21 protein-coding genes are annotated in these 15868 nt (G+C 49.5%); 20 read left to right on the top strand and 1 reads right to left on the bottom strand.

Annotation, left to right across the window (positions count from 1 at the left end):
- Positions 1–52 precede the first annotated feature (52 nt).
- The 9 genes from rnr to alr all read left to right on the top strand — a co-directional run bounded on the left by rnr (position 53) and on the right by alr (position 7935).
- Positions 53–2476, top strand: coding sequence for a ribonuclease R (gene rnr, locus FM042_RS11300; protein WP_143236554.1), 2424 nt, complete (start codon positions 53–55; stop codon positions 2474–2476).
- Positions 2473–3222, top strand: coding sequence for a 23S rRNA (guanosine(2251)-2'-O)-methyltransferase RlmB (gene rlmB / locus FM042_RS11295; RefSeq protein ID WP_143236553.1), 750 nt, complete (start codon positions 2473–2475; stop codon positions 3220–3222). Before rnr ends, rlmB begins: the two co-directional genes overlap by 4 nt.
- A 3-nt stretch (positions 3223–3225) precedes the next feature.
- Entirely contained in the window at positions 3226–3675 is a 450-nt protein-coding gene (locus FM042_RS11290; protein WP_143236552.1) for a hypothetical protein, read from the top strand.
- 186 nt (positions 3676–3861) lie between these two features.
- Positions 3862–4230 carry a 30S ribosomal protein S6 gene (gene rpsF, locus FM042_RS11285; RefSeq protein ID WP_143236551.1) on the top strand — a complete coding sequence of 123 codons (369 nt, stop codon included), beginning with the start codon at positions 3862–3864 and terminating at the stop codon, positions 4228–4230.
- A complete protein-coding gene (gene priB / locus FM042_RS11280) occupies positions 4230–4556 on the top strand; it encodes a primosomal replication protein N (RefSeq protein ID WP_185960784.1) in 327 nt (108 codons plus the stop codon). Before rpsF ends, priB begins: the two co-directional genes overlap by 1 nt.
- Before the next feature lie 12 nt (positions 4557–4568).
- Positions 4569–4796 (top strand): 30S ribosomal protein S18, encoded by a 228-nt coding sequence (gene rpsR / locus FM042_RS11275; RefSeq protein WP_007419241.1) that lies wholly within the window; start codon positions 4569–4571, stop codon positions 4794–4796.
- A gap of 14 nt (positions 4797–4810) precedes the next feature.
- On the top strand, positions 4811–5263 hold the full coding sequence (rplI, locus tag FM042_RS11270; protein ID WP_143236549.1) for a 50S ribosomal protein L9: 453 nt from the start codon (positions 4811–4813) through the stop codon (positions 5261–5263).
- A gap of 140 nt (positions 5264–5403) precedes the next feature.
- On the top strand, positions 5404–6816 hold the full coding sequence (gene dnaB / locus FM042_RS11265) for a replicative DNA helicase (protein WP_143236548.1): 1413 nt from the start codon (positions 5404–5406) through the stop codon (positions 6814–6816).
- A gap of 3 nt (positions 6817–6819) precedes the next feature.
- On the top strand, positions 6820–7935 hold the full coding sequence (alr, locus tag FM042_RS11260) for an alanine racemase (RefSeq protein WP_333472955.1): 1116 nt from the start codon (positions 6820–6822) through the stop codon (positions 7933–7935).
- Positions 7936–7979: 44 nt separating this feature from the next.
- Here the strand turns inward: alr and zur are convergent, their stop codons facing one another.
- Entirely contained in the window at positions 7980–8453 is a 474-nt protein-coding gene (zur, locus tag FM042_RS11255) for a zinc uptake transcriptional repressor Zur (RefSeq protein WP_143236547.1), read from the bottom strand.
- A 148-nt stretch (positions 8454–8601) separates the two neighbouring features.
- Here zur and dusA point away from each other — a divergent pair, with 148 nt between their 5' ends.
- The 11 genes from dusA to rplV all read left to right on the top strand — a co-directional run bounded on the left by dusA (position 8602) and on the right by rplV (position 15858).
- Entirely contained in the window at positions 8602–9588 is a 987-nt protein-coding gene (gene dusA, locus FM042_RS11250; RefSeq protein WP_143236546.1) for a tRNA dihydrouridine(20/20a) synthase DusA, read from the top strand.
- 217 nt (positions 9589–9805) lie between these two features.
- The gene (locus FM042_RS11245) at positions 9806–10111 is read left to right on the top strand and encodes a hypothetical protein (protein WP_143236545.1); all 306 of its coding nucleotides are present in this window, start codon (positions 9806–9808) and stop codon (positions 10109–10111) included.
- Positions 10112–10170: 59 nt separating this feature from the next.
- The gene (locus FM042_RS11240) at positions 10171–11373 is read left to right on the top strand and encodes a dipeptidase (protein WP_143236544.1); all 1203 of its coding nucleotides are present in this window, start codon (positions 10171–10173) and stop codon (positions 11371–11373) included.
- A gap of 88 nt (positions 11374–11461) precedes the next feature.
- Positions 11462–12073, top strand: a complete 612-nt coding sequence (locus FM042_RS11235; RefSeq protein ID WP_143236543.1) for a DUF6445 family protein — start codon at positions 11462–11464, stop codon at positions 12071–12073.
- Between the two features lie 393 nt (positions 12074–12466).
- A complete protein-coding gene (gene rpsJ / locus FM042_RS11230) occupies positions 12467–12778 on the top strand; it encodes a 30S ribosomal protein S10 (protein WP_007419233.1) in 312 nt (103 codons plus the stop codon).
- A gap of 35 nt (positions 12779–12813) precedes the next feature.
- Positions 12814–13452: a 50S ribosomal protein L3 gene (gene rplC / locus FM042_RS11225; protein WP_143236542.1), complete on the top strand. Its 639-nt coding sequence runs from the start codon at positions 12814–12816 to the stop codon at positions 13450–13452.
- Between the two features lie 18 nt (positions 13453–13470).
- On the top strand, positions 13471–14076 hold the full coding sequence (gene rplD / locus FM042_RS11220; protein ID WP_143236541.1) for a 50S ribosomal protein L4: 606 nt from the start codon (positions 13471–13473) through the stop codon (positions 14074–14076).
- Complete coding sequence (gene rplW, locus FM042_RS11215) at positions 14073–14375, top strand: 50S ribosomal protein L23 (RefSeq protein ID WP_126777746.1); 303 nt, start codon at positions 14073–14075, stop codon at positions 14373–14375. Before rplD ends, rplW begins: the two co-directional genes overlap by 4 nt.
- A gap of 17 nt (positions 14376–14392) precedes the next feature.
- On the top strand, positions 14393–15217 hold the full coding sequence (gene rplB / locus FM042_RS11210; RefSeq protein WP_143236540.1) for a 50S ribosomal protein L2: 825 nt from the start codon (positions 14393–14395) through the stop codon (positions 15215–15217).
- Between the two features lie 17 nt (positions 15218–15234).
- The gene (rpsS, locus tag FM042_RS11205; protein ID WP_143236539.1) at positions 15235–15513 is read left to right on the top strand and encodes a 30S ribosomal protein S19; all 279 of its coding nucleotides are present in this window, start codon (positions 15235–15237) and stop codon (positions 15511–15513) included.
- Between the two features lie 12 nt (positions 15514–15525).
- Positions 15526–15858 carry a 50S ribosomal protein L22 gene (gene rplV, locus FM042_RS11200; RefSeq protein ID WP_126777749.1) on the top strand — a complete coding sequence of 111 codons (333 nt, stop codon included), beginning with the start codon at positions 15526–15528 and terminating at the stop codon, positions 15856–15858.
- Positions 15859–15868 lie beyond the last annotated feature (10 nt).

The raw sequence follows: 15868 nt of genomic DNA, 5'->3' as shown, positions 1-15868 counted from the left end.
GCTAACGTGAACGCCCTCAATCCTGCAAACATGCAATGGATACTTAGATTTTATGACTCAAGACCCAAATGCCCCAGAACCGCAATTCGATGTAGAGATTCCTTCGCGCGACGCGATGTTAGAAGTCATTCGCGATGCCCTTAAACCCGTGCCGTACCAAGATATATTGGCGCACTTTAAGCTCAAAGATGAGCGCCAACATATTGGGGTGAAGCGCCGTTTACGTGCGATGGAACGTGATGGACAGTTGGTTTATACCCGTAATGATTCTTATGGCCTGCCGGAACGCATGGATCTGAAGAAGGGCGTGGTGATTGGTCATCGTGACGGATTTGGATTTGTGCAATTAGATGAAGGGGGACAAGATCTCTATCTCCCTTACCATCAAATGCAACTGGTAATGCATGGCGATCGAGTGCTGGTAAAAGCGGGCTCAACCGATTCTCGGGGGCGCCGAGAAGGGCGCATTGTGCGCAGCTTGAGTGAAGAGAAACGCGAAATTGTGGGGCGTTATTTTTTTGAAGAGGGGTTATCGCTGGTTGTGCCTGACGATACGCGTCAGGGCCAAGATTTGATTATTCCACCTGAGCATGTGAACGGTGCACGTCATGGTCAAATGGTGGTGGCGGAAGTACTGGCTCGCCCTAGTCGTCGTTCTTCTCCGCTAGCACGTATCAAAGAAATCTTGGGTGACCACTTGGCTCCAGGCATGGAAATTGAAGTGGCCATTCGCGAGCATGGCATTCCTTATGTATGGCCAGATGCACTGCTCAAGGAAGCTGAAAAAATTCCTGCTGAAGTGTCTGACGCAGACAAAAAAGGCCGGGTCGATTTACGCAAATTACCGTTGGTTACCATTGACGGTGAAGACGCCCGTGACTTTGATGATGCGGTATTTTGCCAACCCGACGGTAAAGGGTTTCGTTTATGGGTGGCCATCGCTGATGTGAGCCACTATGTGCGTACGGGAACGGCTCTCGATAAAGAAGCCTTGGCTCGCGGCAACTCGGTATACTTCCCTAAAAATGTGGTTCCGATGTTACCAGAGGCCTTGTCGAATGGCCTGTGTAGTTTGAATCCTCAGGTTGACCGCCTATGTATGGTGGCGGAAATGGTGATCGGGCCGCGTGGTAAGTTGGTGGAATATAGCTTTTATCCGGCCGTGATGAATTCCCATGCGCGTCTTACCTACACCAAGGTTGCCGCTATCCTGGAAGGCGATCCGCAACTTCGCAAAGAATATGATCATGTGGTGCCGCACCTCGAGAACCTACAGCAATTGTATAAAGTATTGCGGGGCTCGCGGGAAAAACGGGGAGCGATTGACTTTGATACCGTCGAAACCCGTTTTATCTTTAATGCGAATCGCAAAATCGACCGCATTGTTCCGGTGCATAGAAATCAGGCTCATATGCTGATTGAAGAATGCATGATTATGGCCAATGTGGCGGCGGCCCAATTTGTTGAACAACACAAAGGTGGCGCGCTTTACCGGGTGCATGATCTTCCGGATGAAGATCGCTTAATGGCATTTCGCATGGTGCTCGGCGAGTTAGGGCTTACCATGCCTGTGCAAGGTGACCCACATCCACGAGATTTTGCTGGGGTGCTAGAACAGATCGCAGATAGACCGGATCGAGAGCTCATTCAAACCATGCTGTTGCGATCGCTGCAACAAGCGGTATACAGCTCAGATAATCGGGGCCACTTTGGGTTAAGTCTCGCCGGTTATGCGCACTTTACCTCACCGATTCGCCGCTATCCGGATCTTATTTTACACCGGGAAATCAAACGAATTCTCAGTGAAACCTTGCCGGGAATGCCAGGCTTAGAAGGTAAGCATTTTTATGATGCGGCGGCCCTTGGTGAGTTGGGCCCGCATTGTTCGCATACAGAGCGCCGAGCCGACGATGCGACTCGGCAAGTGGATGAGTTCCTAAAATGCGAATATATGCAGGATCATGTGGGTGATGAATTCGATGGTGTGATTTCCTCGGTCACCAATTTTGGTCTCTTTATTCGCCTTAATGATTTAATGATTGATGGCCTGGTGCATATCTCCAATATGACACAAGAATATTATCACTATGATGCGGATCGTCACCTGCTGATTGGTGAGAGTAGTGGCAAGGTATATCGCATTGGTGATAAAGCGCGAGTGAAGGTAGCCGCGTCTAATTTGGTAGAACGTAAGATTGATTTTGCCTTAATTTCCGTGGAGCACACTTCTGACGCGTTACCGCCTCGTAAGCGTGTTGATAATAAACGTGGCAAGCGCAAAGACGGCGGCAAAGGCCCAAGTAAAGGCCCAAGTAAAGGCGCTGCGCGCGGAGCCAAACCGGAACGTTCTGGTGGCAAAGGACAGGGGCCAGCGAAAGGAAAGGGCAAGCGCGGCGCAGGCAAGCCGAAAGGAAAAAGCCCAAACAGTGGTGCGGCAAGTAAGAGTCCTAAACAGAAAAAACGGCGGTCTTCATGAGCAAGAATGATGTAGTTTTTGGCATCCACTCAGTATCTGCAGTATTGCAGCATCATCCTGAACGGGCGATTGAGTTATTCGTCCAAAAAGATCGTGAAGATCCGGCGGTTCAAGAGATTGTAAAAATGGCCCGCCAAGTTGGTGTACGTCCGCAGTTCAGCCATCGCAAAACCCTCGATGAACGCGTGGACGAAGGCAATCATCAAGGTGTGTTGTTGTTTGTAACCCCAGCACGTCAATACCAAGAAGCGGACTTGCCGGAGTTGTGTAAGCAAGCGGGACAAAAGGCATTGTTCTTAGTGCTCGATCAGGTAACCGACCCACATAACCTTGGAGCCTGCTTGCGTACAGCAGACGCCTCCGGCGTGACTGCGGTGATTGTGCCAAAAGATAAAGCGGCTGGATTAAATAGTACCGTGCGCAAAGTGGCCAGTGGCGCCGCTGAAGTGGTTCCATTGGTAACAGCGACCAACTTGGCACGGGCGCTCCGCATTCTCAAAGACGAAGGTGTCTGGGTGACGGGTACTGCCGGTGAAGCCACGCAAACCTTGTATCAAAATAAATTTGTTGGCCCAGTCGCACTTGTCATGGGCGCGGAAGGCACGGGTATGCGGCGACTAACCCGGGAATTGTGCGACGACTTGGTCGCGATTCCCCTCGCGGGCACCGTGAGTAGCTTGAACGTGTCGGTTGCCGCAGGCGTGTGCTTGTTTGAAGTGGTGCGCCAACGCGGGAATCAAGGATAAACAATGGCGAAACAAGATAGTGTGAACGCAGGCAGTTGGTGGCAGAAACTAGCACCTGTGATCGCTATTGTCGCTGTGGTGCTTACGCTCCTTGTGTTGGCGTGGGTAGGTACCCCCGACGATGCCGAACATGGCTACCGTCCGCCGTTGGCCCTCACTGTTGAATTAGAAGAGAACACCCGTCCGCTGATTATTTTGGCGGACGACATACGCTATCGTATGAATACGCATCATACCTATCGGATAACGGACGAACCCGAAGACGCACATTTTCGTGTGTTGGTTCGGGTTCGCACTGTGAGTGCGGGTATTCGTGCTGAAGCGGAAATATCTTCAGCCCGAAGTAGTGGTTATACCCAAGTGGTTGAAGGCCCGGAAAACGCCAGTTTAATGCTATCAGGCAAGCTCTTTTCGTTGATCAATCAAGAAATCACCCGTCAAACCAATCAATAAGGCTGCGAGCCCCTATTTACCTAAGTTGTTCTGGACAGGTGAAAAGCGGGGTTTTGCTTGCGCTTATTGGCTAAGTTACGTACAATGCGCCGGCTTGAATCAGCCCAACACAATGTTTCAAGTTCCTTGCCTTCATGTCAGCCGGGCTGAGCTGCACCTAGGCTTTAATCCATAAGGAGCAATTTAATGCGTCATTATGAAATCGTATTCATGGTTCATCCGGACCAGAGCGAACAGGTTCCAGGCATGATCGAGCGGTACACAGAAACCGTGAAATCATCTGGCGGTTCTATTAACCGTTTAGAAGACTGGGGCCGTCGGCAACTAGCTTATCCAATCAACAAGCTGCATAAAGCACACTATGTTCTGATGAACGTAGAAGCAACTGCAGAAGCTGTGGAAGAGCTGGAAACCAACTTCCGTTACAACGATGCGGTACTGCGCAGCCTGGTTATGCGTAAAGACGAAGCGATCAGCGAACCTTCACCTTTTGGTAAGCCAAAAGAAAAAGAAGAACGCCGTGAAGCGAAAGCTGAGACTGCATCTGCTGAGTGATGTCGGCTACAGCTCAGGGCTCTGCAATGAATCACCTCGTCATTCGCGGCACGCTAGTTAAGGCGCCTCGCTTGACCCGCAGCCCCGCTGGAATTTCCCATTTGCTGTTGGCTATCGAACATCGTTCGATGCAAGAGGAAGCGGGCTTAACACGACAGTGTTATGCAAGAATTCAAGCAGTGGTAAGCGGAGTGGAAGCAGAATCCTGGTCTACGAAACTTTCTCTGGGTAGTGAAATTGAGGCAAGCGGATTCATTCAGCGTCATGAAAACGCTAACGGAATCCCACGATTAGTCCTCCACGCCCAGACTATAAAACAGGTTTAACAGGAGAACACCATGGCTCGTTTTTTCCGTCGTCGTAAGTTCTGCCGCTTTAAGGCAGAAGGCGTAAAAGAGATCGATTACAAAGATATCGCTACGCTGAAAAACTATATCACTGAAACTGGTAAGATCGTCCCTAGCCGTATTACCGGTACTTCAGCTAAGTATCAGCGTCAGCTGGCGCGCGCTATCAAGCGTGCCCGTTACCTGAGCTTGCTGCCATACACTGATGGCCACAAGTAAAGGAGATTGTAACGATGAATATTATCCTTCTTGATAAAGTTGCAAACCTTGGCAGCCTGGGCGACCAGGTGAACGTGAAGTCTGGTTATGCCCGTAACTTCTTGTTCCCGCAAGGTAAAGCAGTTCCAGCGACAAAAGCGAACGTTGAGATGTTTGAACAACGTCGCGCTGAGTTGGAAGAGAAATTGGCTGCAGATTTAGCAGCAGCTGAAGCACGTGCAGAGAAAATCAACGGTTTAGACACTATCGTTATCGCTTCTAAAGCGGGCGACGAAGGCAAACTGTTCGGTTCTATCGGTACGCGTGATATCGCTGATGCAGTATCTGCTGCAGGCGTTGAAGTGCAGAAGAGCGAGATTCTTATGCCGCACGGTACTATCCGTGAAGTAGGGGAATACGAAATCGAACTGCAACTGCACGCCGATGTACTTGCCGCAATTACCTTAAAGGTAGAAGCGAGCGAGTAAGGATTACACATCCTTTCCATGAAAAGCAGCACCTCGGTGCTGCTTTTTTTTTGTGGTCTGTGTATTATCGTTCTCTATCGTGAATTGCATATCAATTTTATTTTGCAAATCATTCAAGCAGCAATTTGGAAGCGAACTCTGTGGCCACAAAGAACTCAACATCGAACGCGTCGAAATCAGCAGATGCCAAGCTCGATGCATTGAAAACTCCACCGCACTCAATTGAAGCCGAACAATCTGTGTTGGGCGGGCTGATGCTCGACAATCAATCGTGGGATAACGTGGCCGAGCGAGTGATTACAGAAGATTTTTATCTGCTTTCCCATCGTTTGATTTTTGCTTCGATGCTGCGCCTGAGCGAAGAAAACCAACCCATCGATCTGGTGACCCTAACGGAACGCTTAGAACTCTCGAATGAGTTAGATCGGGTAGGTGGCGCTGCCTACTTGCTTGAGATTCAAAAGAATACGCCGAGTTCGGCGAATATTAATGCGTATGCGGATATCGTTCGGGAGCGGGCACTGATCCGAGAAATGATCGGTGTGGCCAATGAAATCGCCGAGGCAGGTTACACTCCAAAAGGGCGGCCGAGCAAAGAGCTGCTCGATTTCGCTGAATCAAAAGTATTCGCCATTGCAGAAAAGCGCAGTTCGAGTACTGAGGGACCGCAAAACCTCAAAGGCATTTTGGATAAGACTCTCGATCGCATTGAGTATCTAAGCCAAAACACCAATCTGAGTGGCGTGACTGGGGTATCTACAGGCTTTGCCGATCTGGATAAGAAAACTGCAGGCTTGCAGCCTTCTGATTTAGTGATTGTGGCGGCCCGTCCATCAATGGGTAAAACCACTTTTGCCATGAACTTGGTAGAGCGGGCCGCACTGAATGAAGAAAAACCTGTAGTGGTGTTTAGTTTGGAGATGCCCTCTGAGCAAATCATTATGCGGATGCTAGCGTCGTTAAGTCGAGTAAACCAAACCAAGGTGCGAACTGGTCAGCTGGATGACGACGACTGGGCGCGTATCGCTTCAGCAATGACCATGCTCAAAGAGAAAGGCAAGCTCTATATCGACGATAGTTCTGGCCTGACGCCAACAGAAGTGCGTTCGCGTGCGCGCCGCATTGCGAAAGAACACAATGGTGTGAGTATGGTAATGGTGGATTACCTGCAGTTGATGACCGTGCCTGGTATCTCAGAAAATCGCACCCTTGAGATTGCGGAAATATCGCGCTCACTAAAAGCCTTGGCAAAAGAACTGAAATGCCCAGTGGTGGCGTTGTCGCAGTTAAACCGCTCACTTGAACAACGGGCTGATAAGCGGCCGGTGAACTCCGATCTACGTGAATCTGGCTCGATTGAGCAAGATGCGGACGTAATCATGTTCATTTATCGGGATGAGGTATATCACCCGGAAACAGAAGATGAAGGTCTTGCTGAAATTATTATTGGAAAACAACGGAACGGTCCAATCGGTCGCATTAAGTTACGTTTCCATGGTCAGTATTCGCGCTTTGATAACTATTCAGGCGCACCAGTGGATGATGAGTATTAAGCTGTGACAGACACGCCTATTTCCCCGCTCAGTATGCGTCCTGCCTGGGCCGATATTCACCTAGGGGCATTACGCCACAATCTTGAGGTGATCCGTGCCCGAGCGGGCTCTAAGCGCGTGCTCGCTATACTTAAGGCGAATGCTTATGGTCATGGTTTAACCCGTATCGCCCAAGAGCTTGGCGATGTGGATGCCATTGGCGTGGCGCGAGTCGATGAGGCACTGCAACTGCGCAATGCTGGGGTGACGCGTCCGATCGTTTTGTTAGAAGGTTTCTTCGACGCTAAACAGATTCCCGTGCTTGCAGTGAGCCATATTCAACCCGTTCTGCATACTAAACACCAAGTAGGGCAGCTATTAAGTATTCAGGACTTACCGGAGCCCATGCGCGTCTGGTTAAAGGTCGATACCGGTATGCACCGCCTAGGGCTAAACCCTGAAGATGCGGAGCGGGTATACAAAACCCTTGAAGCTGCACCACAAGTTGCAGCTCGCCCTGTGTTAATGAGTCATTTTGCCTGTGCCGATGAACCACAGCATGGGCAGAATCAACGCCAAATTGCGCTGTTTGAGAGCATTAAAGCAACGCTTCCTGATGTAACCACGTCATTTGCGAATAGCGCCGCATTGTTTGCGGGCTTGGCACCTGATGATGATTGGGTTCGCCCAGGGCTCGCACTTTATGGAATTAGCCCGTTTGCGCAAGAAACCGGTCGTGACTTAGATTTGCGGGCGGTGATGAATTTACAAGCGAGCATTATCTCCGTGCGCAAAATCCGCGCTGGAGAATCGGTCGGGTATGGCGCGGCTTGGACCGCAAGCAAAGATACCTGGATTGGCATTGTTGCCATTGGCTACGGCGATGGTTATCCACGCCTTGCACCCAATGGAACACCCGTCTGGATTAACGGCAAGGTATATCCTATTGTCGGTCGGGTTGCCATGGACATGGTGACTGTTGATCTGGGTGATACCATGAGCGCGAAGCTTGGCGACACGGCGCAGCTGTGGGGGCCTGACTTGCCGGTAGAGCAGGTTGCAGAGAAGGTGGGAACTATTCCCTACGAGTTGCTGTGTAACGTCGCTCGGCGCGTCAACTTAGATTATCTCGAAACGTAAAAAAGAGGCGCAAGCGCCCCTTTTTTAAGCATCTGTGGTGAGCGCTACATCACTTTTGGTGCTTCGCTTTCAATGCCTTCCTTGGTGCAGGTTTGGCAAATGCCCACTGCCTCAACTGTTTGTTGATGAACGGTAAAGCCCTGATGCTGAGCTTGCTGTAAAAACTCTTCATGAACGCCGCGCGAATGAATTTCTTGAACGCCACCACAATGAGAGCAGATCAGCATTTGTACTGGATGCTGTTTCTCAAAGTGTGAGCACAAAACATAGCTATTTGACGACGACACTTTATGCACAAAGCCCTGCGCTTGCAGAAATTCGAGTGCACGATAAATCGTGGGTGGCTTTGCGTTCGGCATTCCTTCTTTGAGCTGCTCAAGCAAATCGTAAGCGCCAATGGCCCCAGCTTGTTGTGTAAGCAACGCGAACACCTCGCGACGTGTTGGGGTTAGCCGAACACCTCGACGTTGGCACATAACCTCGGCACGTTGAATTAATTGTTGGGTATTTTTTTCCATACTCAGAAGCGCTTCTTTGCTAAAAAAACAGAGTGACGAATTCTCATCTTAGCATGGTTTGTTCATGGAATTGCAAGGGCGCTACAGCTCACCTATTTTTTGAGGCGAAATTCCAGTAAAATAGCGCGCCTATAAATAGGAGTCTGTAATGATAAGCGTTGCCCCGATGCTGGACTGGACCGATCGACACTGTCGGTTCTTTCATCGGCAAATTTCCCAGCATGCGTTGTTGTACACCGAGATGGTGACAACTGGCGCTATTTTGCATGGGCGTATGGATTTTCTTGCTTACAATGAGCAAGAGCATCCTGTGGCTCTGCAACTTGGGGGCAGTGACCCAGCAGATCTGGCACGTTGTGCTCGTCTTGCGCAAGAGCGTGGTTATGATGAGATCAACTTAAATGTGGGCTGCCCGTCTGACCGCGTTCAGAACGGACGTTTTGGTGCTTGCTTAATGGCAGAGCCACAATTAGTGGCGGATTGTATTGCGGCGATGCAAGATGCGGCCCCGAATACGCCGGTAACGGTGAAAACTCGGTTGGGCATTGATGAACACGATAGCTATGAGTTTCTGCAAGCATTTCTTGAACCTCTGCGCAGTATTCAATGCCCACGGGTGATCTTGCACGCGCGCAAAGCCTGGTTAAATGGATTGAGCCCGAAGCAAAATCGCGAAGTACCGCCGTTGAATTATGAACGGGTGTATCACGCCAAACGCGATTACCCTGACTTTGAGATCCATTTAAACGGTGGCGTAGAAACCATTGAACAAGCCCGTGCACATCTTTCCCATGTAGATGGTGTGATGATTGGGCGGGCTGCTTATCAAAATCCATGGCTCCTCGCAGAGGTGGATGCTTTAGTGGGTGAGGGCAGCATAGCCGCTGAGAAGGCGCAGGTGATTCAAACGATGGCAACTTATATTGAATCCCATATTGCCCAAGGTGGGCGTTTTTGGCACGTGGCGCGCCACATGCTTGGTTTATTCCAAGCCTGTCCGGGAGCGCGACAATGGCGTCGACACCTGAGCCAGCAAGGGCCAACCGCAGTAGATGCATCCCCCCTATGGGAAGCTTTTGCGATTGTAGAGCGGGAGACAATGCGGATGCAAGAGCGCGCCGCCTGTGTGGATTAGTCAAATCGACCATTGAGATAAATTTATTAGTCAAAAAGGCTAACGCGATGCATTCATACATCGGGTTGGCCTTTTTTGATTTTAGTATTGTTTTATTTATTAACGACTTACAAAGTTGGCATGGAGATTGAATATACATCGTTATGCATCAAAGAAACCGACAAGTGGAAATAAGAAGTACACCCATTTGTTATTGGATAACGAAAGGAGAAACACCATGACTTCAGTAAAATTGTTAATAAGTGCGGCAGCAGTTGCATTGGTAATGCAAGCACCTGCAATTGCAGCAGAGCAGACTTTTGATCAGTACGATGTAAGTATTCATGATGTACTGAAACAAGATTTAGTTGGGCAAGTGCAGCAATTTAATCAGCAATTCACACAATCGATTACAAGTGTTGCCCGCCAGCAGTTAGAACTCGGTAAGCAAGACTTTGAAAGTGCGATGCTTGATGAGTTAGCGGAAAACGACCATGTGCTTGCAGAACGCGCTGAGAAAGGAGATAAGCCGCTCGCTCCGTAACGAATTCTTTGCTAGTCTCGTGTGACACAACACCATAAGAAGAACACAAGGAATTAGCTATGAAGAACGTACTTGCGATGGCGATTGCCGGCGCACTGTCGCTTTCAACTTTCTCAGCTCAAAGTACTGAGATTGTGGCGGGTGAGCAGGCCATGCGAATTGCTCAAGAGTCGATGATTATTGATACTCACATCGACGTCCCCTGGCGCTTAATTAACGACTGGGAGGATGTGAGTAAAGCGACTCAACGTGGTGATTTTGATTATGAGCGTGCAGTTGCAGGTGGTCTTAACGTTCCATTTATGGCGATTTATATTCCCTCCAGTTATGAAGATAATGGCGCTTATACGCTGGCCAACCAACTCATTGATTATATGGAAGCGCTGGTATACCGCGCACCAGAGAAATTTGCTATCCCCCACTCCGTAGATGACTTATTTGCTCACAAAGAGCAAGGCCTCATGAGTCTTGCCATGGGTATGGAGAATGGCGCCCCCATCGAAGGGGATATGGAGAAACTTTATCACTTCTATGACCGGGGCGTTCGCTACATTACATTGGCCCACTCCGAAGATAACCACATTGCAGACTCCTCTTATGATATCCGGCAAACCTGGGGTGGTTTAAGCCCGTTTGGCCGCGATCTCGTGCTAGAAATGAACCGAATTGGCATGATGGTCGATGTATCTCACATCTCCGACAAGGCGTTTTACGATGTTCTGGAGATTACCCAAGTGCCGGTGGTGGCAACGCACTCCTCAGCCCGACGCTTTACGCCAGGTTGGCAGCGCAATATGAACGATGACATGATTAAAGCGTTGGCTGAAAACGGTGGGGTGATTCAGGTTACCTTCGGTTCTACGTTTGTAACGACCATGGCGAACCAACATCGTGCGCGGATTCAACGACTCACCCGAGAAATTAATGAGCGATTAGGTGAAGGGACGCCGGAAGCTGTCGCTGCCATTGAAAAAATGCGTGAGGAAAATCCGTACCCCTTTGCCACCAAAGCCGATGTTCTCGATCATATCGATCACATCGTGAACCTCGTGGGCATTGATTATGTAGGCTTAGGATCTGATTACGATGGTGTTGGCGATACACTGCCGGTGGGCTTGAAGGATGTGCGCACTTTTCCGAATTTGATCCAAGGTCTGTTAGATCGTGGTTACTCGGAAGAAGACATCAATAAAATCTTACATGGGAATACCTTACGTGTGTGGCGAGCTGCTGAAGCCTATGCCGCGGCACAAGCAGAGTAAGGTTTCGCAGCCGAGTTGTCTGCGGGTTTATTCGTTAAATAAATGTAGATATACTCGGCGGTACATTCACCGAAATTAGGTTTTTTCCATGCCGACATCGTTAATCGTCGTTGATGATTTTTTCAGTAATGCCGAAGGACTGCGTGATGCAGCACTACGTTTAACTTACCCAGAAGTGAAAGGTCCCTATCCTGGTCGGAACTCCGTTGAGCGGATCAACTTAGAGGGCCTTACCAATGAAGTATCGCGAATTGTCGGTGAACCTTTGGTAGCGATGGAGCAGGGGCAAGCGCACGGCAAATGCCGCATTGCGTTGGAAAGTGATGTCGGCGAAGCGAAAGTGCATGTGGACGGCTCCCATTGGTCTGGCATCTTGTACTTAAGTAACCCTGAAGATTGTCGTGGCGGCACGGAGTTTTTCCGGCATATCCCGACCGATACTGAGCGGGCGCCGTACAGCGATCAAGAAGCATTACAGAAGTTTGGTGCAACTTCGGCAAAGCAGTGGACCGCGGATATCCTCGATAGCGACTCCACTGACGATTCGAAATGGGAAATGACCATGCGTGTGCCCATGCGGTTTAACCGATTGGTATTGTTACGCCCTTGGTTATGGCACACCGCCGGCGAATCATTTGGAACTAAGCCTGAGAATGGTCGATTAGTGTACTTAATGTTTTTCGGATCGGCACGCCGATAAAGAAGTCGACTAGTAGACAGACCCGAGCACTGGCTTGGGTCTGTTTTTAGGCAAGCACCAATCCCTGTTCGACCTCATTATCGGATAGCAGTCGATCACCAGCGCAGACACCTCGACTGTTCATATCAATACCGCAGAAAGCCTTGACTTACCCTCCTAAACCCGTATAATCTCGCCCACGTCTTTTTGGACGTAATTTAGATTCGGTATCGTAGATTCAAGTACTGCAAAGCCTCTGGCTTTGTTCTTAATTCTACAGATGCTGCGACAACGGCCCCGATTGGGGGTCGAATGGTGGTTAAAAATACTTCCTCTTCCTGCCGTAAAGGTAGCCGAAGCGGCGAGTTTTTTTATGCTCTTTTTTAAATGCTCTTTATATGAGGCTTTGATTATATGTCTGGTCAAAGAATTCGGATTCGCTTGAAAGCTTTCGATCACCGCCTGATCGACCAGTCTACAGCGGAAATCGTAGATACAGCGAAACGTACCGGTGCACAGGTTCGTGGACCAATTCCACTGCCAACGCGCAAAGAACGTTTCACCGTGCTTATTTCTCCGCACGTAAACAAAGACGCCCGTGATCAGTACGAGATCCGCACCCACAAGCGTCTTATCGATATCATCGAGCCAACAGAAAAAACTGTTGACGCTCTGATGCGTTTGGACCTGGCTGCTGGTGTTGATGTACAGATCAGCCTGGGCTAAGTGAGCAACAAGATTCTGGATAAGAGGTTTTAACAATGGCTATTGGTCTAGTCGGTCGGAAAGTAGGAATGACGCGTATCTTCCAAGAAGATGGCGCATCAGTTCCTGTGACTGTGATCGAAGTGTTAGCGAACCGCGTGACTCAGGTGAAAAACCTAGACACCGACGGTTACCGTGCACTTCAGGTGACCACTGGTAGCAAGAAGACCAACCGTGTCAACAAACCTGCAGCAGGTCACTTCGCCAAAGCTGGCGTAGAAGCCGGCCGTGGTCTGTGGGAATTCCGCCTGAATGGCGAAGAAGGTGCTGACATCGAAGTTGGATCTGAGCTGACCGTGGAAATCTTTGCGGACACCAAAATGGTAGACGTAACCGGTACCTCTAAAGGTAAAGGTTTCGCTGGTACCGTAAAACGCTGGAACTTCAGTATGCAAGACGCGACGCATGGTAACTCATTGTCGCATCGTGCACCGGGTTCTATCGGTCAAAACCAGTCACCTGGTAAAGTATTTAAAGGTAAGAAGATGGCCGGCCACATGGGTGCTGAGCGCGTAACTGTGCAGTCCCTTGAAGTCGTCCGTGTTGACGCTGAGCGCAACTTGCTTCTGGTTAAAGGCGCTGTCCCTGGAGCTTCTGGTGGCAACGTTATCGTTAAGCCAGCAGTGAAAGCGTAACGTCTGAGGAGATTAGTGATGGAATTAGCATTAAAAGACGCGAAAGGCGCTCTTGAAGTTTCCGAAGCTACCTTTGGACGTGAATTCAATGAAGCTTTGGTGCATCAGGTCGTAGTGGCCTATGCAGCTGGCGCACGTCAAGGTAGTCGGGCTCAAAAGACGCGTTCAGAAGTTTCTGGTGGTGGCAAAAAGCCATGGCGCCAGAAAGGTACTGGTCGCGCTCGTGCGGGTACTATCCGCAGCCCATTGTGGCGTTCAGGTGGTGTTAGCTTCGCAGCGAAACCACAGAATCACGCCCAAAAGGTTAACAAGAAGATGTATCGTGGCGCACTCAAGAGCATTCTCTCTGAGTTAGTTCGTCAAGATCGTCTGATCGTTGTTGAGAACTTTGGTATTGATACACCAAAGACTAAGCAACTGGTAAGCAAGTTGAAAGAGCTAGAATTGAACGACGTTCTAATCATCACCAAAGATGTTGATGAGAACTTGTTCCTGGCTTCTCGTAACCTGCATAAAGTCGACGTACGTGATGTACAGGGCATCGACCCGGTCAGCTTGATCGCGTTTGATAAAGTTCTGTTCACTGCGGACGCAGTCAAGCAGCTTGAGGAGACATTGTCATGATGCGTGAAGAACGTTTGCTGAAAGTCATTCTGGCGCCTCACGTTTCTGAAAAAGCGACTGTTTCTGCTGAGAACAACAACACTGTTGTGTTCAAAGTAGCAAAAGACGCGACTAAGTCAGAAATCAAAGCTGCGGTAGAGAAACTGTTTGAAGTCGAAGTCACCGGCGTACGCACGCTAAACGTGAAAGGTAAAACTAAGCGTTTTGGTATGCGCGTAGGGAAGCGTAGCGATTGGAAAAAAGCTTACGTAACTCTAGGCGAAGGTGCTGACATCGATTTCGTCGGCGGCGCTGAGTAAACAGGAGGATATTGAAGATGGCTGTTGTAAAAATGAAGCCTACGTCTCCGGGTCGTCGCCACGTCGTTAAAGTCGTTGGTCAGGACCTGTACAAAGGCAAGCCATACGCTCCGTTGTTGGAAAAGAACGCCAAGAACGGTGGTCGTAACAATAATGGCCGGATTACCGTACGTCATATTGGTGGTGGTCACAAACATCACTATCGTTTGGTTGATTTCAAACGTAACAAAGACGGTATTCCAGCTACTGTAGAGCGCATTGAGTATGACCCTAACCGGTCAGCGAATATCGCTCTGGTGTTGTACGCAGACGGCGAGCGTCGCTACATTCTGGCCCCTAAAGGCCTGACTGCTGGTGACAAAGTTGTGTCTGGTTCAGATGCACCAATCAAAGCAGGTAATGCATTGCCTCTGCGCAACATTCCAGTAGGTGCTGTTGTGCACGCTATTGAGATGAAGCCTGGCAAAGGTGCTCAGTTGGCTCGCTCTGCGGGTACATCTGTGCAAGTACTGGCACGAGAAGGCTTGTACGTAACTGTACGTTTGCGTTCTGGTGAAGTACGTAAGATTCTAGCCGAATGTCGTGCGACAATCGGTGAGGTTGGTAACGCTGAACACATGCTCAAGCAATTGGGTAAAGCTGGTGCTAAGCGCTGGCGTGGTGTTCGCCCAACGGTCCGTGGTGTTGCCATGAACCCGGTTGATCACCCACACGGTGGTGGTGAAGGCCGGACTTCAGGTGGTCGTCATCCGGTGTCTCCATGGGGTGTTCCTACGAAGGGTTATAAGACTCGTAAGAACAAGCGTACTAGCAAGTACATCGTGCGTCGTCGCACTAAGTAAAGGCAAGGGGTTTTATAATGCCACGTTCTCTTAAAAAAGGTCCATTTATTGACCTTCACCTACTCAAGAAGGTGGAGAAGGCGATGGAAAGCGGGGACAAGAAGCCAATTAAGACTTGGTCCCGTCGTTCAATGATCATTCCAGATATGATTGGTTTGACCATCGCTGTTCATAACGGTCGCCAGCACGTACCAGTTTTCGTTTCTGAGGAAATGATTGGTCACAAGCTTGGTGAATTCGCTCCGACTCGCACTTATCGTGGCCATGCCGCTGATAAGAAAGCTAAGAAACGGTAAGAGGTGAATACAATGCAAGCTATTGCTAAACATAAATTTGCCCGCCTTTCTCCGCAAAAGGGTCGTTTGGTTGCAGACCAAATTCGTGGTCAATCAGTTGCAAAAGCGCTGGAAACTCTGGAATACAGCCAGAAGAAAGCAGCGACTCTGATCAAGAAAGTTCTTGAATCAGCGATTGCAAATGCTGAACACAACGAAGGTGCGGACATTGATGAGCTGAAAGTTTCAGCCATTATGGTCGACGAAGGTCCAACGATGAAGCGGATCAAGCCTCGTGCGAAAGGTCGTGCGGATCGTATCTTAAAGCGCACCAGCCACATTACTGTGGTTGTTTCAGATAGCTAGGAGATAAGTT

The sequence above is a fragment of the Aliidiomarina halalkaliphila genome (assembly GCF_007096385.1).
GTDB lineage: Bacteria > Pseudomonadota > Gammaproteobacteria > Enterobacterales > Alteromonadaceae > Aliidiomarina > Aliidiomarina halalkaliphila.
This window is presented reverse-complemented; position numbering and strand designations above follow the sequence as displayed.